Raw genomic sequence first — 18610 nt, forward strand, 5'->3', positions numbered from 1 at the left:
GACGTTGCACGGCTAAGGTCATTAGCTTTTTAGCTATGAACGTTCGTCAGCGTCTCAGCACCGCCAGGGTCGTGGACGTCGCGCTGGAACTGGTCGACGAGCACGGCGTCGAGGCGCTGACGCTGGCGGCTGTCGCGACGAAGACCGGGGTTGCCACGCCCTCGCTGTACAAGCACGTCGCGAGCCTCGGTGAGTTGCGGGGGCTGCTCGGCGTTCGGGTGCTGGAGGAGATGACCGAACGGTTCATGAGCACGGTCATCGGCCGTGCGGGCGACGACGCCGTGGCGGCGCTCATGCACGCGTATCGCGCGTACGTCCGGGAGCACCCGAAGCGTTACGCCGCAATGCCCATGGATCCGCTGCACGACGAACTGCAGCGGGCAGCGGGCGTGAAGTTGATGGAGGTCATGCTCGCTGCGCTGCGGAGCTACGGCTTGGAGGGGCCCCAAGCCATCCACGCCACGCGACGGTTGCGGGTGATCGTGCACGGCTTCGCGTCGATCGAGTCCAGCGGCGGTTTCGGGCTGCCGGAAGGACTCGACGACACGTACGACCAGCTCGTCCGGATGTATCTCGACGATCTCAGGGGGCAATCGTGAAGTGGACGCTGACCGCCGCGGGCGTGCTGTTCCTGCTCTACCCCGCGTCAAGACCGTGGCACGACGAGACGACGGCGGCCGGGGCGGCGGCCTCGATGGGGTCCACCGCCTGGGTTCTGTCGCATTTGTTCGCGATGATCGGGTTCATCCTGGTGCCGATCGCGTTGCTGGAGATCCACCGCACGGCCGCGATCACGTTCTGGGTCGGCGCCGGGCTCACGTTGCCGTACTACGGTGCCGAGGACTTCGGCCTGCACGCCATCGCGCAGCAGCCGAACGTCCTCGAACTCGCCGAGGCGGTGCGCTACAACCCGTTCGCCGTCACGACTTTCGGCGTCGGCCTGGTCACCATGGGAGTCGCGGCGATCATGGTCGCGGCGAAGCTCAGGACCACGGCGGCGATCGTGTTCGCGGCGGGATTCGCGTTGTTCCTGCCGCAGTTCTTCACACCGCCCGCGGTGAGGATCGCGCACGGCGTCCTCATGATCGCGGGCTGCGTGTGGCTGGCGTGGGACTCAGCGCGCCGTGAGGCGGAAGACCCGCAGTTCGCGGCCGCCTGACTTCGCCACGTAGTCCTGGAACGCCGGGTAGGCCGCCACCATCGTCGTCCAGGCGGCCTCCCGGTCGGCGCCTTCGAGCAACGTCGCGTGCACGTCGCGCACCTCGCCGCGGACGTTGACCTGGAAGTCCGGGTTCTTCAGCAGGTTCGCCGTCCACGCCGGGTGGTGCGGCTTGCCCCAGTTGGACCCCACGACGAGCATCGCGTCGCCGTCGGCCACGTACTGGACCTGGTTCTCGCGCTTCTCACCGCTCTTCGCACCGACGGTGATCAGCGTCAGACCGGTCTGCTTGGACATGGTGAGGATCGTGAACTTGCCGCTGGTCAACTTGTAGAGCAGGCGATCGGTCCCGATCACGGCCTTCTCCATCAACGACATTCAGAGCGCTCCCGTCGACCTCGCCGCGTGGACGGCGGCGGTTCTGTTGTGCACCCCCAGCTTGCGCATCGCACCCCGGAGGTAGGCCTTGACGGTTTCGGTGCTCAACCCGAGCTCTGCGGCGATCTCGCGGTTGGACGCACCCACCGCGGCCAGCCGCAGCGTATCGAGTTCGCGCGGCGTCAGTCCGGAGGGAACGCTCACCGGTGGCTCGCCGCCGAGGTTCTGGTGGACCTTGCGAAGTCGTTCGCGCAGCACGGGATCGCCGACGAGCTTGGCCACTTCGGCCAGCTCGCGCAGTGCCGCCTGCGTGTGAATGGAAGGCATGTCCAGGTCCTGTGCGAATCCCTGCGCGATGGCGCCGGCCATCCTGATTGCCCGATCGCCCACGGTGGTCTGCCCGCGGACGGCGCCGTAGAGGACACCGGTGACGGTCCCGCGGACCGTCACCGGGTAGGCGAACACCGACGTGAGGCGTTCGTTCACGACCACCATCTGGTCGAACTCGTGGGTGATCGCGCGGGTCGAGGCGTAGTCGTTGACGCGCACCGCCGTGCCCATCGCGATGGCGGTGCCGCCGAGGCCGCGGCCCGTGCCGACGCGCAGGCCGTGCAACGACGTGCCGTGCGTGCCCTGGAAGCTGCTGAGCAACAGCTCACGGCCAGACGTCAGCGCACCGCCGAACACGACGGGCAGCCCGGTGGCACGGCGGAGCATGTCCAGGCGCTGCGGCAGCAGTGCCTGGAAGCGGTCTGGCAGCACGTTCAGCAGTTTCGCCGACGACAGCACCCTCGAAAAGGGGTGCACCCCCGATCGGGGGTATACCGGGGGCGCGGACGCTCGCACCCTCACGGACATGTCCAGTCACGACACCTACCGCGCGGCCCGCGACCTCATGCTCACGGACCCGGACGCGTTCAGCTGGCCGAGCTTCGAGGGCAGCTTCAACTGGGCGCACGACTGGTTCGACTTCATCGCCGAGGGCAACGACACCACGGCGTTGCACATCGTCGAGGAGGACGGCTCCGAGCGCTCCTACTCGTTCGACGCGCTGCGCCGCCGGTCGAACAGCGTCGCGCGGTGGCTCGCCTGGCACGGCGTGGGCAAGGGCGACAGCGTGATGATCATGCTCGGCAACCAGGCCGAGCTGTGGGAGTCGATGCTCGCGGTGATGAAGCTCGGCGCGGTGATCATGCCGACGACCACCGCCCTGGGCCCCGCCGACCTCGCTGACCGGCTGCACCGGGGCGCCGTCCGGCACGTCATCGCGCGCGTCGAGGACGCGGACAAGTTCGAGGACGGACCCGTCCTGATCTCCGTCGGCGGGCAGACACCGGGCTGGCTCGACTACGCGGAGTCGGCCGAGGCGCCGGACAACCCGTTGCCGCACCCCAAGACCCGCGCCGACGACCGGCTGCTGCTGTACTTCACCTCCGGCACGACCAGCCGCCCGAAGCTCGTCGAGCACACGCAGGTGTCGTACCCGGTCGGGCACCTCACGACCATGCACTGGATCGGCGTCAAGCCCAGCGACGTGCACCTCAACATCAGCTCGCCCGGCTGGGCCAAGCACGCCTGGAGCTGCTTCTTCGCGCCGTGGATCGCTGAGGCGACGATCTTCGTCTACAACTACGCGCGGTTCGACGCGGCCGCGTTGCTGGGCCAGATCCGGGGCAAGGGCGTCACGACGTTCTGCGCGCCGCCGACGGTGTGGCGGATGCTGATCAAGGCCGACCTGAGCGGCGGGCCCGGCTCGTTGCGCGAGGTCGTGGCCGCCGGCGAACCGCTGAACCCCGAGGTGATCGAGCAGGTCCAGCAGCAGTGGGGACTCACGATCCGCGACGGGTTCGGGCAGACCGAGACCACGCTGTCGGTCGGCAACGTGCCGGGTGCGCCGGTGAAGCTCGGCTCGATGGGCACGCCGCTGCGGGGCGTGCCGGTGGTGCTGGTGGACCCGATCACCGGCGAGCAGGCCGAGGAAGGCGAGATCTGCGTCGACCTGGCGCAACGGCCGATGTCGCTCATGGTCGGCTACCACGGCGATCCCGAGCGCAACGCCGAGGCGATGGCCGGTGGTTACTACCACACGGGCGACATCGCGAGCCGGGACGAGGACGGCTACCTCTTCTACGTCGGGCGCACGGACGACGTGTTCAAGGCGTCGGACTACAAGATCTCGCCGTTCGAGCTGGAGAGCGTGCTGATCGAGCACCCGGCCGTGACGGAGGCGGCGGTCGTGCCGGCGCCGGACGCCCTGAGGCTGGCGGTGCCCAAGGCCTATGTGGCGTTGAGCGTGGGGTGGGAGCCGAACCGGGAGACGGCGTTGCAGATCCTGCGGCACGCGCGGGAGAACCTGGCTCCGTTCCAGCGGATTCGCCGGTTGGAGTTCTTCGAACTGCCGAAGACGGTGTCGGGCAAGATCCGGCGGGTCGACCTGCGGGAGCGCGAGGAGAAGGGCATCGAAAGTAGCGGGGAGTGGCGCGACGACCAGTTCCCCGAACTTCGGTCCTAACATCGGTCGGGTGGGGAGAACCGGGGACGAAACCCTTGTGCCGCGCCAGTTGCCCGCCCGGCCGCCGGTGTTCGTGGGGAGGTTGGACGAGCTCAAGGCGCTGGACGCCAACGAGTGCGGGATCGTCGTGGTCGGCGGGCCGGGCGGGTTCGGCAAGACCTCGCTCGCCGTGCGCTGGGCCTGCGACAACGCGTCGAGCTTCGCCGGCGGCCACCTCTACGTGAACCTGCGCGGGTTCGACCCCGCCGCTTCGCCGGTGGCGCCGACCGTGGTGCTGCGAGGGTTCCTGGACGCGCTGGGCGTTGCGCCGGAACGGATTCCGGACGACGCCGAGGCGCGCGGGGCGTTGTTCCGCGGGCTGACTGCGGATCGCCGAATGCTCGTGCTGCTCGACAACGCGCGCGACGAGGACCAGGTGCGGCCGTTGCTGCCCGGCGGCGCGGACAGCCTGGTGATCGTGACCAGCCGCGACCGGATGCCGGGACTGGTGGCGTTCGACCAGGCCCAGCCGATCGGCGTGCCGGTGCTGGCGGAGGACGAAGCCATGGCGCTGCTGGCCCAACGGCTCGGCGCCGAACGGCTCGGCGACACCGGGGCCGTCGAGGAACTGGTGCGGCGGTCGGGCGGGATGCCGTTGACGCTCGCGGTGGTGGCCGCGCGGGCGTTGGCGAACCCGACGTTCCCGTTGCGGGCACTCGCGGACGAGCTGCGGCACGATCACCTCGAATCGGTCTTTTCGGGCTCGTATCAGGCGTTGCCGGAGGACGCGGCGAGGTTGTTCCGGCTGCTGGGTGTCCACTGTGGACCGGACATCGACGTGCACGCCGCCGGGGCGTTGCTGGACGGCGACGCGCGCGGCCCGCTGGCGGAGCTGACGAAGGCGCACCTGGTCGAGGAGCACGTGCCCGGCCGGTTCCGGTTGCACGACCTGATCAGGGCGTTCGCCGCCGGCCTCGCCACCGGCGAAGGCGCTGCGCTGCAACGGATGCTCGACCACTACCTGCACACGGCGTTCGCGGCGGAACGGTGCCTCGCACCGCACTGGCCGTCGATTGACGTCGACACCACGAAGAGCTTCGACGGCTACGAGGACGCCCTGGCGTGGCTGGACGCCGAACTGCCGGTGCTGCTCGCCGCCACCGATCTGGCCGTGCGGGAAGGCTTCGACGTCCACGCCTGGCAGTTGCCGTGGACGATGTCGACGTTCCTGTACCGCAGCGGCCGCTGGGACGACCGCGCCGCCACCCAGCACCTGGCGCTGGCCGCAGCGCGACGGCTCGGCGATCGCACCGCCGAGGCCGTCACGCTGCACCTGCTGGGGCGGGGCAAGGCGATGCTCGGCGACCACGCCGGTGCGCAGGCGGACCTGCACCGGGCGTTGGCGTTGCACGAGGGCGACGCGGTGCACGTCGGCGTCACGCACTTCTCCATCGCCTGGTCGCACGCGATGGTGGAGGACTACGGCACGGCGTTGAAACACGCGCGGAAGGCGTTGGAGCAGTTCATCACCAACCGCACGCCGTCGTGGATCGCGCTCATCCAGGGCGCGCTCGGCTGGCTCAACGCGATGGTCGGCGACCTCGACGCGGCCGTCGACCACTCGACCGAGGCGCTGCACCGGTTGCGCGTGCTCGGCGACCTCGACGGCGAGGCGTACGCGTTGCGCACACTCGGCCACGTGCACCACAAGCAGGGCGAACACGACAGGGCCGCGGTGGTGCTGTCGCTCGCGGCCGACCAGCTCGCGGGCCTGGGGGAGCGGTACGGCGAGGCCCAGTGCGCCAACGACCTCGGCGACGCGCTCGCGGCCGCCGGTGATCACGAGGGTGCGCGGAAAGCGTGGTCACGGGCCGAATCGCTGCTCGGCGAACTCGGCCACCCCGACCTGGAGAGCGTCCAAGCCAAGCTGATCGACACTGGCGTGGCGGGCCGATCACTGGAAACGTGAGGTGCTCACCGGAGCAGGGAGCACACGCATGGTCCGCAAGATCTCAGGTCGTCCGGCGGTGATCACCGGGGCCGCCTCGGGCATCGGCCGCAGTCTCGCCCAGCGGCTCTCCCGGCACGGCTCGCCGGTGGTCATCGCCGACGTGGACGAGATCGGCCTGGAGAAGACCGCCGCGTCGCTGAAAGGCCCGGTGCTGAGCCGGATTCTCGACGTGCGCGACGCCGACGACGTGCACCGGTTCGCCAAGGAGGTGCAGGACTGGCTCGACCTGCCGCTCGCGGCCGTGTTCAACAACGCGGGTGTCGCCACCTCCACGACCGTGCTGAACTCCGTGGCAGAGGACGACTCCTGGCTGTTCGACATCAACTACTGGGGTGTCGTGAACGGCACGCGGGCGTTCCTCCCGCAGCTCGTGAAGCAGAACTACGGCGTTGTGGTGAACACCTCCAGCTGCTTCGGTCTTCTCGGCATGCCGAAGCAGAGCGCGTACTGCGCCGCGAAGTTCGCCGTCCGCGGCTTCACCGACTCGCTGCGCCAGGAACTGCGCGGCACCGGCGTCTCCGCCGTCACGGTGCACCCCGGCGGCATCAAGACCAACATCATCCGCAACGGCCGCATCCACGCCGAACTCGACGAGCACGGGCGGTCGCGGGACCAGATCGAGGCCGACTTCGACCGGATCGCCCTGACCACCCCGGACAAGGCGGCGGAGATCATCCACCGCGGTGTCGAACGGGGCAAGGCGCGTGTCCTGGTCGGGCCGGACGCGTACCTGTTCGACCTGCTGTCCCGCATCGCCCCCACGTCGTACTTCAACGTCATGGCGCGCCTGTACCAACGGTGAGGCATGATCCACCGCATGGTCTCCTCGGCGGTGGTGCGGCGAACCGAGCAGTGGTTCGTCCGGCAGGGCGCGCCGACGATGATCGAGGGCTACGGCTTCCGGTCGCACGTGCTGCCGCGGATGCTGCCCGCGTTGACGTTCGTGGCGGTCGGCAGCTTCGCGTGGCTTGTGCTGCTGCGGTCGGCCGGGCTGCCGCGGTGGGTGCTGCTCGGCGTGATCGTCGCGGTGATGGTGGCGGCGTGGGTCCTGCTGTCGGTGTTCGTGCGGCGGCTGCCGGAGTTCTCCCGGCGGGCGACCGTGCTGGTGCTCGTGGCCTACGCGGCGATGCCGATCATCGTGCCGTTGTTGCAGATCGTCGTCGACGACGAGATCACGGCGCCGGGCGCGGTGGAGATCGAGAACGAGTGGATCGCCCTGGTGTGGTTCGTCGTGTTCTTCGGGCTGGTGTTCCTGGGGACGATGCTCGCCACGACGTACGGGCTGGGGTCGTTGCTGCGCGGGGCGATCCGGCACGTGATCGCGGACCTGCGCAACAGCGTGCACCTGCTCGGGCGGGCGTTGCCGCCGATGCTGTTCGTGACGTTGTTCCTGTTCTTCACCGGTGAGCTGTGGCAGGCGATGGACAAGCTGCCGTGGCCGCGGGTCAGCCTGGTGGTGCTGCTGTTCGCCGCGATCACCGTGCTCGCGGCCGCGGCCCGGCTGCGCGACGAGATCGGCCGCGTCGAGCAGGACCTGCGGCCGGAGGTGCTCGCGGTCGCGTGCAAGGGCACCCCGCTGGCGCACGTCGAGATCACCGAACCGTTGCCGCCCAGGAAGTTGAACGGCAGGCAGAACCGCAACCTGCTGGTGATGCTCGCGATCCGGCAGCTGGTGCAGGCGGCGGTGATCGGGCTCGCGCTGTTCACGTTCTTCGTGGTCCTCGGCCTGATCGTGGTGACGCCCGAGATCGCCGAGCAGTGGATCGGCGAGCCCGCGAAGGAGTCGTGGCTCGGCGTGCCGCAGGCGATGCTGCGCAACGCCACGTTGTTCGCGGCGTTCGGCAGCATGTACTTCTCGGTGACCTCGATGAGCGACGCCGAGCACCGGCGTCAGTTCTTCGCGCCCGTGCTCGAGAAGGTCGAACGGACCCTGGAGGTCCGCGCGGTGTACCTGGACGTCAGGGAACGGGCGCAGGCCTGAGGTCCTTCGACGGCGGCGCACCGAACTGGCGCCGGTACTCGCGGCTGAACTGCGACGGGCTGTCGTAGCCGACCCGGTGGCTCACGCTCGTCACGTCCCGGTTCGTCGCGAGCAGCAACCTGGCCTCCTGCAGCCGGATCTGCTTCTGGAACTGGATCGGGCTCATCGCCGTGACGGCCTGGAAGTTGCGGTAGAACGCCGACTCGCTCATGCCCGCGATCCGCGCGACGTTCTCGACCTTGAACGACTCGGCGTAGTTCTCCCGGATCCACCGCACGGCACGGGAGATGTGGCTGAGGCCGCTGTCCTGCGCGCCGAGTTCACGCACGACCGCGCCCTGCTCGCCGGTCATGACCCGCCACAGGATCTCCTGCTTGATCAGCGGGGCGAGCGCCCTGGCGTCGCGCGGCGAGTCCAGCAGCCGCGCGAGCCTGGTGACGGCGTCGACGAGTTCGGGGGAGGCGGTGCTGACCGCGAGACCCTCCGGCACCCCGGCGGACTTCGGCAGGTCGTTGCTCATCAGCAGCTCGGCGACCCTGTCCGGGTGCAGGACCAGGCCGAGGCCGAGCGCGGGTTCCTCGGGGCTGATGTCGACGTAGTTGCCGGTGATCGGCATGTCGACCGACGCCACCAGGTACTGGCCGGCGCGGTAGTCGTAGGTGCGCTCACCTAACGCGATGCGTTTGCGGCCTTGGGCGACGAACGCCAGGATCGTGCCGGACATGGACGGCGCCGGAGGGCCGCCCGTCGTCGTCCGCGACACCAGGACGTCGTCGATGATCGAGGTCATGTCCGGGCGGGCGTGCTTGGTGATCAGCGCGCGTAGTTCGTCCACGACTTCGATGGTCCCCGCTGATGGGACGATCAGGCAAGTCAGTCGACGAACGTGAGGGCTTCGTGCAGCGGTTTGCGGGTCAGGTCGGGGACCTCGCAGTCGTCGGCCGGGTAGCCGATCGGGAAGAGGATGTACGGGCGTTCGCCGTCGCGGCCGAGCATGTCGGTGAGGAACGCCATCGGGTTCGGCGTGTGGGTCAGCGTCGCGAGGCCCATCGAGTGCAGCGCGGCGATGAAGAACCCGCACGCGATGCCGACGCTTTCGTTGGTGTAGTAGGTCTTCCGGCCGTTCTGCTGCTTCTGCGCGAACGCGACCACGAGCCAGGGCGCGATCTCCAGGAACTCCTTGGTCGCGTCGGTCTCCAGATGGGCCAGGGCCGCGTGCCACTCCGGCAGGTCGCGCTCGTGGTAGAAGCGGTGCTCCTCTTCTTCGGCCGCCGCACGGATCCGTGACTTCAGCTCGGGGTTTTGCGTGGCGACGAACCGCCACGGTTGCTGGTGTGCGCCGCTTGGAGCGGTGTTAGCTGCTTTCACGGCCAGCTCGATCGCCTCGGTCGGCACCGGGTCCGGGGAGAACCAGCGCACGGACCTGCGGGCGTCGAGCAGCTCGTGGAAGCGGTGGCCGCGTTGGAGCCCTTCCTCGATCGGCAGCCGGGGAGGTGTGAACGGGAGGAACGGGTGCTGGTGTGCGCGGGCCATGGTTCGAACGATGGCTTTGAGTGACTCTTTTGGCCAGCTCAAGTTTCTTGTGGCAGTTATAAGCTCAGCTCATGAATCTGCCCAACGTGACCGTGCGGCAGCTCGAGTACCTGATCGCCGTGGCCGAGACCGGGTCGGTGACCTCGGCGGCGTCCCGGTGCCACGTCTCGCAGGGCGCGATCTCGTTGGCGTTGAGCGAACTGGAACGTGCTTTGGACCTTCGGCTGGTCGTGCGTTCACCACGCCGGGGTGCAGCGTTGACGGCGGCGGGGGTGCGGGTGCTGGCCGACGCGCGGCGGGTGGTCGGGGCGATGGGAGATCTCGGGGCGGAGGCTCGCGGGTTGAGCCAGGAGGTCAGCGGGGTGCTGACGGTCGGCTGTTATGCGCCGATCGCGCCGTTCCACCTGCCCGCGGCGATCGCGACGTTCGAGGCGGCGCACCCGGACGTGTCGGTGCGGTTCGTGGAGGGGAGCCTGCCGGAGATCGGCGAGGATCTGGTCTCCGGCCGCTGCGAGGTCGCGTTCCTGTACGACCAGGACCTCGTGCCGGGCATCGCCACGACGCCGCTGTACGACCAGGCGCCTCGGGTGTTGCTGTCCGGTGGGCACCGGTTGCGGCGACGGCGGTCCGTGGCGTTGGCCGAGTTGGCCGGCGATCCGTTCGTGCTGCTCGACGTGGCGCCGAGCGAGCGGTACTTCCGTTCGGTGTTCGCGGCGGCCGGGGTGGAGATGGTGGTGACGCACCGGGCGCGCAGCTTCGAGCTCGCGCGGTCGTTGGTGGCGCGGGGGATCGGCTACTCGATCACCGTGCAGCAGCCCGCCCTGACCACCTCCTACGAGGGGCTGGAGGTGGTCGCGGTGCCGTTGCGCGACGCCGTGCCCACCACGCCTGTGGTGCTCGGGTGGGCGCGCGGCGGAGCGTTGACCCGCCGCGCGCAAGCGTTCGCCGAGCACTGCGTTGCGTTGTTCGGTTCCTAGATGGCCTGCGCGATGGCGATGTTGCCCGCCAGCCTGTCGCCCGCCTCGTAGATCATGTACTCCCGGCCCTGGTAGGTGCCGAACGACGGCGCGGCCGCCCGGCCGTTGTCCGGCGAGCCCGCGAGGGAGTCGTGGAAGACGCCGAGGTGGGTGCGCTTGCTGAAGTCCTTGCCCACCTCGGTGATGAGGATGTTGCCGCCGCTGCCCCTGTCGGTGTTGTAGACGACGTAGACGCTGTTGTTGCGGAACAGCAGGTGCGGGCCGCCGACGTTGACCGCGCCCACGTCCTGGTGCCGGATCAGCGGGGTCTGGGAGAACGTCCAGTCGCGGGCGTTGGGCGACCAGCCCCAGCCGATGTCGCGGTGGTTGGTGGTGTTGTTGAGCATGAAGACCATGACGTAGCGGGCACCCCGCGAGGGCAGGTCGTGCCGGAACACCCTCGCGTAGGAGGTCTCGGTGGTGCCGGCGGGCAGCAGGCGGGTGGACAGGACCTCCTTCTCGTAGGAGAAGTGGATGCCGTCGGCGGAGCTGGCGAGGCGGGTGACCGTGTTCTCGCCGTGGAAGTACAGGTACATGCGCTTGGCGTCGTCGTTCCACATCGCGTGTGGCGACGACACGTGCGACACCGAGTACTCGCCGGGCCAGTTCCGGGTGATGATCGGGTTGCCGGAGTACTCGGTGAACTTCTCGTCGAGCGTGTTCGCGTACGCCAGGCAGATTCCGCCTGGTGCGTCGTGCGGCGCGTAGTAGAGGTAGTAGGCGGCCAGCGCGCCGGAGATCCGATCTTTTGTGCCGCGAATGGTGGGGAAGATCAGTTCGCCGGTCGGGTTGTAGCGCAGTTCGTTCTTGACGAGGGCGAGCCTGCGGTAGCGGTAGTCCGGGAATCCCGCCGGGGCCGCCGCAGCGGGGGTCGCGCCCGCGAGCAGGGCCGCGCTCGCGGTGCCCAGCAGAACTTGTCGGCGGGTCGGTGCCATGGGTGCTCCTTCGCTCCGGGTGGTTTCGGACCGTAGGGCGGCGGGAGCGACGAAACAAGACTGTAATACGTATTATCAGATCTGCGGGTGCTCGGCTGCGGTGGCCGGGGCCATTACTCCTCTTTTTCTTCTTTGCCAATCGGTGAATTCCCAAATTATTCCGGTTCTGCCCGGAAGTGGACGGCGGTAAGGTCCAGACCAGTTGGTCATCCGCTGGTGGGCGCATTCCTCGGGGAGGGTGCCGAATGACGAACAACGGTCTGCTCGAAGAAGTTCGCCGCACCCGCCTCGAATTGGTGCGGGACGGCCGGTGGAACGAGGCGGAGCGGTTCGCAGCCGACGCCGTGCCGGGGTGCGAACCGGCCGCGCTCGCCTATCTGCCGGGCAGTCCCGGTGGAGGGGCCGATCCGGCCGTGTTCCGCGCGGTGCAGGCGGTTCATCGCGGCACGGGACGGGCCGAGGCGGTCGCCGTGGTGCGGTGCGCGTTGGAGAGGCGGCTCGACGCCGGCACGTTCTGGCAGGCCGTCACGGTGCTGCTGCACGCCGGCGAGATCGCCGAGGCGCACCGGCACTGGTTCGCCGCCGGGGACGACCTGCTCGGCGGGCGGATCATGTTGGCGCGCGGCGATCCGCGCGCCGCGGCCCGGCTGCTGGGCGGGGAACGGGCGCGGCGGGACGTCGCGGTCGCGTGGCTGGTGCTGGCGCTCACCGAGACGGGCGAGTTCGAACGCGCGGGCGCGCTGCTGGAGACCGAACAGCCGGACGGGGCCGAGGTGTGCTTCGCGCGCGGCCGGTTGCTGCTGGCGCAGGGGCGGAGTGCGGCGGCGCTGGACGAGTTCCTCGACTGCGGACGGCGGCTCACCGCGTGGGGCGTGGTCAACCCGGCGGTGCTGCCGTGGCGGTCGTCGGCCGCCCTCGCCGCCGCCGACCTCGGGGATCTCGTGCTCGCGCGGATCTGCGCGGAAAAGGACCTCGTGGCCGCCCGGCGGTGGGGTGCGGCGCGCGGGATCGGGCTCGCGCTGCACGCGGCCGCGCTGGCCCGCGGTGGCGACGACGTGGTGCTGGAGGAGGCGTTGACGTTCCTCGGGGACGCCACGGCGGATGCGTTGCGGGCGCGGCACGACCTGGCGCAGTTGCTGCTCGCGCGCGGTGAGGTCGACCGGGCCCGCAGGCACTCCCGGCGGCTGCGCGAGACCGCGTTCAGTCCACAGTGGATCGAGGTGGCGGACGTGCTGGCGGGCCGGTTGCTGCGCAACGCCGGCGAGTCCGCGTTGAGCGGGCAGGAACGCCGCATCGCGTTGCTGGCCAGGGCGGGGCGGTCGAACCGGGAGATCGCCGGGGAGCTGGGGCTGACGTTGCGCACCGTCGAGTGCCACCTCACCGCCGTCTACCGCAAGATGGGGGTGGCGGGGAGACCGGGGCTGCGCCGGGCGTTCGTCCCCACGGCGTGAGCGCGTGCGAGCTCGCGGCCGGGTTGGTGGCGGCGGGCGAGAACTGGCCGGACGCCGTGCAGGCCGCGGAACGAGCGCTGGCGAACCCCGCCTGCCGCCGGACCGGGCGCTGCGCGTCGACGGCGTTGGGGACGTTGGTCTGCGCGGGCGAACTGGTCGCCGCCGACGACTACAGCCTCGCCCTGCTCGGTGAGCACCCGGACGACCCGGCGATGGCCGAGCGCGTGCTCCTGGTCAGAGCCGCCATCGCCCGCCGCACCGGCGATCTCGCCCGGTGCGGCTCGTTGCTCGGTGCGTTGCGGGACAACGGTGCCGTGCCCGAGATTCGGCCGGAGGTGCTGTTCTGGTCGGTGGAACTGCTCGTCGAACGGGGTGACGCCCGCGCGGCCGAAGCCGTGCTGCGCGGCGGTCTGGAAGGACCACTGCTGCTCGCCGCCGAGGCCGTGGTGGCGATGGCGACCGGCCGTCCGGAAGACGCCCTGACCGGCCATCTCGCGTTCGGCCAGGCGGCCGGGGTGGGCAATCCCGCCGTGCTGCCGTGGCGTTCGTGGGCCTCCCGCGCCGCGCTGGCCTGCGGCGACACCGTCCAGGCCCGTCGTCTCGCGGTGGAGGAGCACGCCGCGGCGGCCCGGTGGGGTGAGCCGCGCAGCCTCGGGGCGAGTCTCGCGGCGGTGGCGGCGTGCTCGTCCGGCGGCGAGGCCCTGGTGGCGTACGAGCGCGCGATCCGGTTGCTGGAACTCGCGCACGCCAGGGCGGAACTCGCGCACGTGCTGTGCGACTACGCCGATCACCTGACGGCACAGGGCAAGCGGGCGGGGGAGATCTACGGCCGGGCGCGGGTCATGGCCCTCGACATCGGCCACGAGGTGCTCGTGCGGCGCTGCGGGACCGTGTGCGGCGACCCTCCGCCGTTGACCCCAGTCGAGACGGAGGTGGTCAGGCTGGTGCGCGCGGGCCTCGCCACCCGGGAGGTCGCGGCCAGGCTCGCGATGGCCACGCGGACCGTCGAACTGCACCTGACCAGGGTTTACCGCAAGCTCGGGCTGTCCGGGCGGCGCGAGTTGAGGACCTTGCGGACCCACCGTGAAGCCCCGGACGGTTTCCCCGCGTGATCGTGGAGTCCTGACGACGTCCGGTGCCGCTACGCCGGACTCGCGGGAAGGGAGCTTCTCGGATGCTCACACGCTCACTCGGCCGCTGGGCCTCGGCGTTGTTCGCGCTCGCGTTCGTGGTGGGGGCCGTTGTGGCGCCCCCTGCCGGAGCGGCCGTCAACCACACCGTCAAGCTGGTCAACAACACCGGGCAGACGATCTGGGTCGGCAGCCAGGTCAACGCGGACGGTTCCAAGGCGTTGACGAACCTGCCGACGTTGCAGAACGGCCAGTCGGCCACCATCACGATCCCGGAGACCGCGGCCCCCGGCCACTGGCGTGGCACGTTCTTCGCACGCCAGGGCTGCACCGGCACGTCGGGGTCGAACTTCCGTTGTGCGGTGGGGGACTGCGGCGTCCAGGCCGCCCGGTGCGTCACCGGCGAGCAGCCCGCGAGCCTCGCCGAGTTCAACTTCGACACCCGCGACCGGCTGGCCCCCTGGTACAACGTCAGCTACGTCAACGCGTTCTCCGTGCCGATCTCCATCTCCGCCGTGAACGCGAGCCCACCACCGGGTTCGACGTCGTGCGGTACCGCCGGGTGCACCGAGAACCTGTTGCCCCGCTGCAACCCCGCGTACGTCAAGTACCTCAACGGCAAGCGCGTCAACTGCGTCAACCCGAACCGCGACGCGCCGACCGACTACAGCAACACCATCAAGTCCCGCTGCCCCAAGGCCTACGCGTGGTCCAAACAGGACACCGAGCCCGGCAACCAGACCGTGTTCCAGTGCGCGAACTGCAGCGGTTTCCAGGTCACGTTCCACTCGGTGGCCTGAGCGCGTTTTCCCACCCCTGAAAGGAAAACCATGAAAGCCAGGATGTTCGGCGCGGTCGCGTCGGCGGCAGTGCTGTCGTTCGTCTTCTCCGGCACCGCCTCGGCCGTGAGCGGCACCTCCAGCTGGTACAACGACGCCGGCTACGGCGCCTGCGGCACCAAGATCAACGCGGCGACGGAACTGCTGGTCGCGGCCCCCGCCGCGCTGTGGACGACGCCCAACCCGAACAACGACCCGTTGTGCCGCAAGTCGATCAGGGTCACCCACAACGGCAAGACGATCACCGTGCCCATCAGGGACAAGTGCCCGAGCTGCGGCAGCAACAAGATCGACCTGAGCCGGCCCGCGTTCGCCAGACTGGCCAACCCCGACGTGGGCATCATCAACGTGACCTGGCAGATCGTCTGATGCGCACGTCCCTGCTCGCCGCCACGACCCTCGCCCTGGCGGCCACCCTCACCCCGCAGGCCTCGGCGGCCACCGTGCAGCAAGACGTCATCGCCCTCACGAATGCCGAACGGGCCAAGGCGGGCTGTGCGGCGTTGAAGTCGAACGCCGCCCTGAACACCGCGGCCCAGCGCCACTCGGTGGACATGGCCACGAAGAACTTCATGGGCCACACCGGCTCGGACGGCAGCACGATGGTCGTCCGGATCGAACGCGCGGGCTACACCCGCTGGACCAGGGCGGCCGAGAACGTGGCCGCCGGTCACGCGACCGCCGCCGCCGTGGTCAAGGGGTGGATGAACAGCTCCGGGCACCGCGCGAACATCCTCAACTGCGCGTTGAAGGAGATCGGCGTCGGCCACCAGTACCGGGCCGGCACGAAGTACGGCCACTACTGGACGCAGGACTTCGGCACCCGCTGACGTCAGCCGAGCAGCGCGGCGAACCTCTTGGCGAACAGGTAGGCGTCACCAGGCCACCGCGCCGACACGTAGTCGCCGTCCTGCACCACGAACGCGGGCCCGTCGTCGGTGGCCGTCCCCCGGTTGCTCAGCTCGACGGGCCCGCGTTCGAACACCGCGCCCGACGCCGTGACCTCGTCCTGCACGTAAGCGGGATACGTCCGGTAGTACCGCCCGCGCCGCCACGCCGTCGCGTAGTAGGCCGTGCGCTCCATGTACTTGGGCAGGCACGTGGTCCGGCGCCCGTCGAGCACCCCGGCGCGCGCCAGCACCAGCACGCCGTGGCAGATCGCGCCCACCGGCCGTTCGAGCGCCCAGAACTCCTTGACCACCTGCTGGAGTTCCGCGGAGCCCAGGTACTGGCGCATGCCCGGTGCGTGCCCGCCCGGCAGGACCAGCCCGTCGAACTCCTCCGGCACCACCGACCCCCAGGCGACCGGCGCGCGGTAGCCGGGGTCGTCGAGCAGCCGGCGGTAGAACTGCTTGGGCTCGTCCTCGGCGCCGAGCCGGCCGAACAGGACGCCCGTCAGCAGCAGCGGGTCGGCAGCGGGGGTGGTGCCGCCGCGTTCGGTCGCGAAGACGACCTCGTGGCCCGCGTCGGTGAGCAGTCGCCAGGGGACCGCCACCTCGGTGACGTCGAAGTCCTGGTCGGGGAGGGGGAGGAGCACGCGCACGGATCCGATCCTGCCACCTGCGCGACTGATACGTTGCCTGGTGGTCGGGTCGCTGAAGATCCAGCGCCCAGCGAGAAGGGTTGGCTCGATGAGCTTGCTGCGCAGCTACGTGTCGGGTGGGTGGCACACGCCTACGGTCGAGGGCGCTCCGTTGCACGACGCCGTGACCGGTGAGGAGATCGCGCGGATCTCGTCGGCGGGTGTCGACATGGGTGCGGCGCTGCGGCACGGGCGCGAGGTCGGCGGGCCCGCGTTGCGCGAGCTCACGTTCCACGAGCGGGCGCAGCTGCTCAAGGCTCTGGGGCTCTACCTCAAGGAGCACAAGGCCGAGCTGTACGCGTTGTCGGCGCGTTCGGGCGCTACCAGGTCCGACTCGTGGATCGACATCGACGGCGGGTTCGGCGTGCTGCTCGGGTACGCGTCGAAGGCCAAGCGCGAGCTGCCCAACGACAAGGTCTTCGTCGACGGGCCGGTCGAGCCTCTGGGGCGCGGCGGCACGTTCGTCGGGCAGCACATCTGCACGCCGCTGCGGGGCGTCGCGGTGCAGATCAACGCCTTCAACTTCCCCATGTGGGGGCCGCTCGAGAAGTTCGCGCCCGCGTTCATCGCCGGCGTGCCGTCGCTGATCAAGCCCGCGTCCCAGACGGCGTACGTGACCGAGAAGATGGTCGAGCTGATGCTCGCCTCCGGTCTGCTGCCCGAGGGGTCGTTGCAGCTGGTCTGCGGGTCGGCCGGGGACCTGCTCGACCACCTGACGCCGCAGGACCTCGTCGGGTTCACCGGGTCGGCGTCCACGGCCCAGCACCTGCGCACGCACCAGGCCGTGATCCGGTCGTCGGTGCGGTTCAACGCCGAGGCCGACTCGCTCAACTGCTCCATTCTCGGGCCGGACGCCCAGCCGGGCACGCCCGAGTTCGACCTGTTCGTCGGGCAGCTCGTGGCCGAGATGACGACCAAGGCCGGGCAGAAGTGCACGGCGATCCGGCGCGCGCTGGTGCCCGCGCCGTTGATGGACGCGGTGGCCGAGGCGACGGCTGCGAAGCTGGCCGAGGTCGTGATCGGCAACCCGGCCGACAAGTCCGTGAAGATGGGCGCGCTGGCCGGTCTGGAGCAGCGTGAGGAAGTGCAGCGGTCGCTGAAGGCGTTGCGGGAGAGTGCCTCCGTGGTCTACGGCGACGGTGCTCTGTCGCTTGTGGACGCTGACGCCGAGCGCGGCGCGTTCATGTCGCCGATGCTGCTCCGCGCCGCCGCCGACGCCGTGCAGCCGCACGAGGTCGAGGCGTTCGGGCCGGTGTCGACGCTGATGCCGTACGACTCGGCCGACGACGCCGTGGAACTCGCCGCGCGCGGTGCCGGCTCGCTGGTCGGTTCGATCGTCTCCGCCGACACCGACTTCGTGCGCGACGTCGTGATCGGCACGGCGCCGTGGCATGGCCGGTTGCTGGTGCTCGACCGCGAGGACGCCGGCGAGTCGACGGGCCACGGTTCGCCGCTGCCGATGCTCGTGCACGGCGGTCCTGGCCGTGCCGGTGGCGGTGAGGAGATGGGTGGCATGCGCGGCGTGATGCACCACATGCAGCGCACGGCCGTGCAGGGCAGCCCGCGCGCGTTGGGCGCCATCACGAACCGCTGGGTCACGGGCGCGCCTCGTCGCGACGACGCCGTGCACCCGTTCCGCAAGACGCTGGCCGAACTCCGCATCGGTGACACGGTCACGGCGGGCCCGCGCGAGGTGACGATGGAGGACATCGAGCACTTCGCGTCGTTCACCGGCGACACCTTCTACGCGCACATGGACGAGGAAGCCGCCGCGGCGAACCCGTTCTTCGGCGGCCGGGTCGCGCACGGCTACCTGGTGGTGTCGTTCGCCGCCGGTCTGTTCGTCTCGCCGGAGCCGGGCCCGGTGCTCGCGAACTACGGCCTGGAGAACCTGCGGTTCGTCACGCCGACGTTCCCCGGCGACCAGCTGACCGTGACCCTGACGGCCAAGCAGATCACGCCGCGCGAGGACCAGGAGTACGGCGAGGTCCGCTGGGACGCCGACGTCACGAACCAGAAGGGCGAGTCGGTCGCGAAGTACGACGTGCTGACGCTGGTCGCCAAGAGCTGAGTCGCCGCGCCCGGATAGGCCTCGCCTTCTCCG

The 18610-nt window shown here is 70.0% G+C and carries 19 protein-coding genes; 13 read left to right on the forward strand and 6 right to left on the reverse strand.

The genetic code is table 11. The annotated features are described in order from the left end of the window. Window positions 1-35 precede the first annotated feature (35 nt). Window positions 36-599, forward strand: coding sequence for a TetR/AcrR family transcriptional regulator (locus tag JNUCC0626_RS01425; RefSeq protein WP_394617784.1), 564 nt, complete (start codon window positions 36-38; stop codon window positions 597-599). Continuing rightward, a complete protein-coding gene (locus tag JNUCC0626_RS01430; RefSeq protein WP_394617785.1) occupies window positions 596-1159 on the forward strand; it encodes a hypothetical protein in 564 nt (187 codons plus the stop codon). The genes JNUCC0626_RS01425 and JNUCC0626_RS01430 overlap by 4 nt, the downstream gene beginning before the upstream one ends. Here JNUCC0626_RS01430 and JNUCC0626_RS01435 read toward each other — a convergent pair. Together JNUCC0626_RS01435 and JNUCC0626_RS01440 are read right to left on the reverse strand one after the other, a co-directional pair. Beyond that, window positions 1115-1537, reverse strand: a complete 423-nt coding sequence (locus JNUCC0626_RS01435) for a nitroreductase family deazaflavin-dependent oxidoreductase (RefSeq protein WP_394617786.1) — start codon at window positions 1535-1537, stop codon at window positions 1115-1117. The genes JNUCC0626_RS01430 and JNUCC0626_RS01435 overlap by 45 nt on opposite strands. After that, window positions 1538-2299 (reverse strand): LuxR C-terminal-related transcriptional regulator, encoded by a 762-nt coding sequence (locus JNUCC0626_RS01440; protein WP_394617787.1) that lies wholly within the window; start codon window positions 2297-2299, stop codon window positions 1538-1540. 94 nt (window positions 2300-2393) lie between these two features. Here JNUCC0626_RS01440 and JNUCC0626_RS01445 point away from each other — a divergent pair, with 94 nt between their 5' ends. Genes JNUCC0626_RS01445 through JNUCC0626_RS01460 form a run of 4 tightly spaced genes read left to right on the forward strand, consistent with a single transcriptional unit; the run spans window position 2394 to window position 8020 of the window. After that, window positions 2394-4049: an AMP-binding protein gene (locus JNUCC0626_RS01445; protein WP_394617788.1), complete on the forward strand. Its 1656-nt coding sequence runs from the start codon at window positions 2394-2396 to the stop codon at window positions 4047-4049. A gap of 10 nt (window positions 4050-4059) precedes the next feature. Beyond that, window positions 4060-5997 (forward strand): NB-ARC domain-containing protein, encoded by a 1938-nt coding sequence (locus tag JNUCC0626_RS01450; protein ID WP_394617789.1) that lies wholly within the window; start codon window positions 4060-4062, stop codon window positions 5995-5997. A gap of 28 nt (window positions 5998-6025) precedes the next feature. After that, entirely contained in the window at window positions 6026-6841 is an 816-nt protein-coding gene (locus tag JNUCC0626_RS01455) for an SDR family NAD(P)-dependent oxidoreductase (protein ID WP_394617790.1), read from the forward strand. Window positions 6842-6844: 3 nt separating this feature from the next. Continuing rightward, window positions 6845-8020: a hypothetical protein gene (locus JNUCC0626_RS01460; protein ID WP_394617791.1), complete on the forward strand. Its 1176-nt coding sequence runs from the start codon at window positions 6845-6847 to the stop codon at window positions 8018-8020. Here JNUCC0626_RS01460 and JNUCC0626_RS01465 read toward each other — a convergent pair. Both JNUCC0626_RS01465 and JNUCC0626_RS01470 read right to left on the reverse strand, forming a co-directional pair. Continuing rightward, a complete protein-coding gene (locus JNUCC0626_RS01465; RefSeq protein WP_394617792.1) occupies window positions 7998-8855 on the reverse strand; it encodes an AraC family transcriptional regulator in 858 nt (285 codons plus the stop codon). The genes JNUCC0626_RS01460 and JNUCC0626_RS01465 overlap by 23 nt on opposite strands. 38 nt (window positions 8856-8893) lie before the next feature. After that, window positions 8894-9553: a nitroreductase family protein gene (locus tag JNUCC0626_RS01470; RefSeq protein WP_394617793.1), complete on the reverse strand. Its 660-nt coding sequence runs from the start codon at window positions 9551-9553 to the stop codon at window positions 8894-8896. Between the two features lie 71 nt (window positions 9554-9624). On the opposite strand from JNUCC0626_RS01470, the gene JNUCC0626_RS01475 reads away from it, so the two are divergent. Next, the gene (locus JNUCC0626_RS01475) at window positions 9625-10530 is read left to right on the forward strand and encodes a LysR family transcriptional regulator (protein ID WP_394617794.1); all 906 of its coding nucleotides are present in this window, start codon (window positions 9625-9627) and stop codon (window positions 10528-10530) included. Here the strand turns inward: JNUCC0626_RS01475 and JNUCC0626_RS01480 are convergent. After that, complete coding sequence (locus JNUCC0626_RS01480) at window positions 10527-11504, reverse strand: hypothetical protein (RefSeq protein WP_394617795.1); 978 nt, start codon at window positions 11502-11504, stop codon at window positions 10527-10529. The genes JNUCC0626_RS01475 and JNUCC0626_RS01480 overlap by 4 nt on opposite strands. A 245-nt stretch (window positions 11505-11749) precedes the next feature. Here JNUCC0626_RS01480 and JNUCC0626_RS01485 point away from each other — a divergent pair, with 245 nt between their 5' ends. The 5 genes from JNUCC0626_RS01485 to JNUCC0626_RS01505 all read left to right on the forward strand — a co-directional run bounded on the left by JNUCC0626_RS01485 (window position 11750) and on the right by JNUCC0626_RS01505 (window position 15754). Next, complete coding sequence (locus JNUCC0626_RS01485) at window positions 11750-12955, forward strand: LuxR C-terminal-related transcriptional regulator (protein WP_394617796.1); 1206 nt, start codon at window positions 11750-11752, stop codon at window positions 12953-12955. Continuing rightward, complete coding sequence (locus JNUCC0626_RS01490) at window positions 12952-14067, forward strand: helix-turn-helix transcriptional regulator (RefSeq protein WP_394617797.1); 1116 nt, start codon at window positions 12952-12954, stop codon at window positions 14065-14067. The genes JNUCC0626_RS01485 and JNUCC0626_RS01490 overlap by 4 nt, the downstream gene beginning before the upstream one ends. A 62-nt stretch (window positions 14068-14129) precedes the next feature. Further along, on the forward strand, window positions 14130-14885 hold the full coding sequence (locus JNUCC0626_RS01495; protein ID WP_394617798.1) for a thaumatin family protein: 756 nt from the start codon (window positions 14130-14132) through the stop codon (window positions 14883-14885). 30 nt (window positions 14886-14915) lie between these two features. Beyond that, the gene (locus JNUCC0626_RS01500) at window positions 14916-15293 is read left to right on the forward strand and encodes a cysteine/serine endopeptidase inhibitor (RefSeq protein WP_394617799.1); all 378 of its coding nucleotides are present in this window, start codon (window positions 14916-14918) and stop codon (window positions 15291-15293) included. Next, on the forward strand, window positions 15293-15754 hold the full coding sequence (locus tag JNUCC0626_RS01505) for a CAP domain-containing protein (protein ID WP_394617800.1): 462 nt from the start codon (window positions 15293-15295) through the stop codon (window positions 15752-15754). Before JNUCC0626_RS01500 ends, JNUCC0626_RS01505 begins: the two co-directional genes overlap by 1 nt. A 2-nt stretch (window positions 15755-15756) precedes the next feature. Here the strand turns inward: JNUCC0626_RS01505 and JNUCC0626_RS01510 are convergent, their stop codons facing one another. Then, window positions 15757-16467 carry a type 1 glutamine amidotransferase domain-containing protein gene (locus tag JNUCC0626_RS01510; protein WP_394617801.1) on the reverse strand — a complete coding sequence of 237 codons (711 nt, stop codon included), beginning with the start codon at window positions 16465-16467 and terminating at the stop codon, window positions 15757-15759. An 88-nt stretch (window positions 16468-16555) separates the two neighbouring features. Here JNUCC0626_RS01510 and paaZ point away from each other — a divergent pair, with 88 nt between their 5' ends. Continuing rightward, on the forward strand, window positions 16556-18577 hold the full coding sequence (gene paaZ, locus JNUCC0626_RS01515; protein ID WP_394617802.1) for a phenylacetic acid degradation bifunctional protein PaaZ: 2022 nt from the start codon (window positions 16556-16558) through the stop codon (window positions 18575-18577). The last annotated feature ends 33 nt before the right edge of the window (window positions 18578-18610 follow it).

Source organism: Lentzea sp. JNUCC 0626 (assembly GCF_043632865.1).
Lineage (GTDB): Bacteria > Actinomycetota > Actinomycetes > Mycobacteriales > Pseudonocardiaceae > Lentzea.

Excerpts from the sequence above, each read along its gene's own strand:
- JNUCC0626_RS01425 (WP_394617784.1), top strand. The coding sequence starts at position 36 with ATGAACGTTCGTCAGCGTCTCAGCACCGCCAGGGTCGTGGACGTCGCG.
- JNUCC0626_RS01435 (WP_394617786.1), bottom strand. The coding sequence starts at position 1,537 with ATGTCGTTGATGGAGAAGGCCGTGATCGGGACCGATCGCCTGCTCTAC.
- JNUCC0626_RS01445 (WP_394617788.1), top strand. The coding sequence starts at position 2,394 with ATGTCCAGTCACGACACCTACCGCGCGGCCCGCGACCTCATGCTCACG.
- JNUCC0626_RS01455 (WP_394617790.1), top strand. The coding sequence starts at position 6,026 with ATGGTCCGCAAGATCTCAGGTCGTCCGGCGGTGATCACCGGGGCCGCC.
- JNUCC0626_RS01460 (WP_394617791.1), top strand. The coding sequence starts at position 6,845 with ATGATCCACCGCATGGTCTCCTCGGCGGTGGTGCGGCGAACCGAGCAG.
- JNUCC0626_RS01470 (WP_394617793.1), bottom strand. The coding sequence starts at position 9,553 with ATGGCCCGCGCACACCAGCACCCGTTCCTCCCGTTCACACCTCCCCGG.
- JNUCC0626_RS01475 (WP_394617794.1), top strand. The coding sequence starts at position 9,625 with ATGAATCTGCCCAACGTGACCGTGCGGCAGCTCGAGTACCTGATCGCC.
- JNUCC0626_RS01480 (WP_394617795.1), bottom strand. The coding sequence starts at position 11,504 with ATGGCACCGACCCGCCGACAAGTTCTGCTGGGCACCGCGAGCGCGGCC.
- JNUCC0626_RS01485 (WP_394617796.1), top strand. The coding sequence starts at position 11,750 with ATGACGAACAACGGTCTGCTCGAAGAAGTTCGCCGCACCCGCCTCGAA.
- JNUCC0626_RS01495 (WP_394617798.1), top strand. The coding sequence starts at position 14,130 with ATGCTCACACGCTCACTCGGCCGCTGGGCCTCGGCGTTGTTCGCGCTC.
- JNUCC0626_RS01500 (WP_394617799.1), top strand. The coding sequence starts at position 14,916 with ATGAAAGCCAGGATGTTCGGCGCGGTCGCGTCGGCGGCAGTGCTGTCG.
- JNUCC0626_RS01505 (WP_394617800.1), top strand. The coding sequence starts at position 15,293 with ATGCGCACGTCCCTGCTCGCCGCCACGACCCTCGCCCTGGCGGCCACC.
- paaZ (WP_394617802.1), top strand. The coding sequence starts at position 16,556 with ATGAGCTTGCTGCGCAGCTACGTGTCGGGTGGGTGGCACACGCCTACG.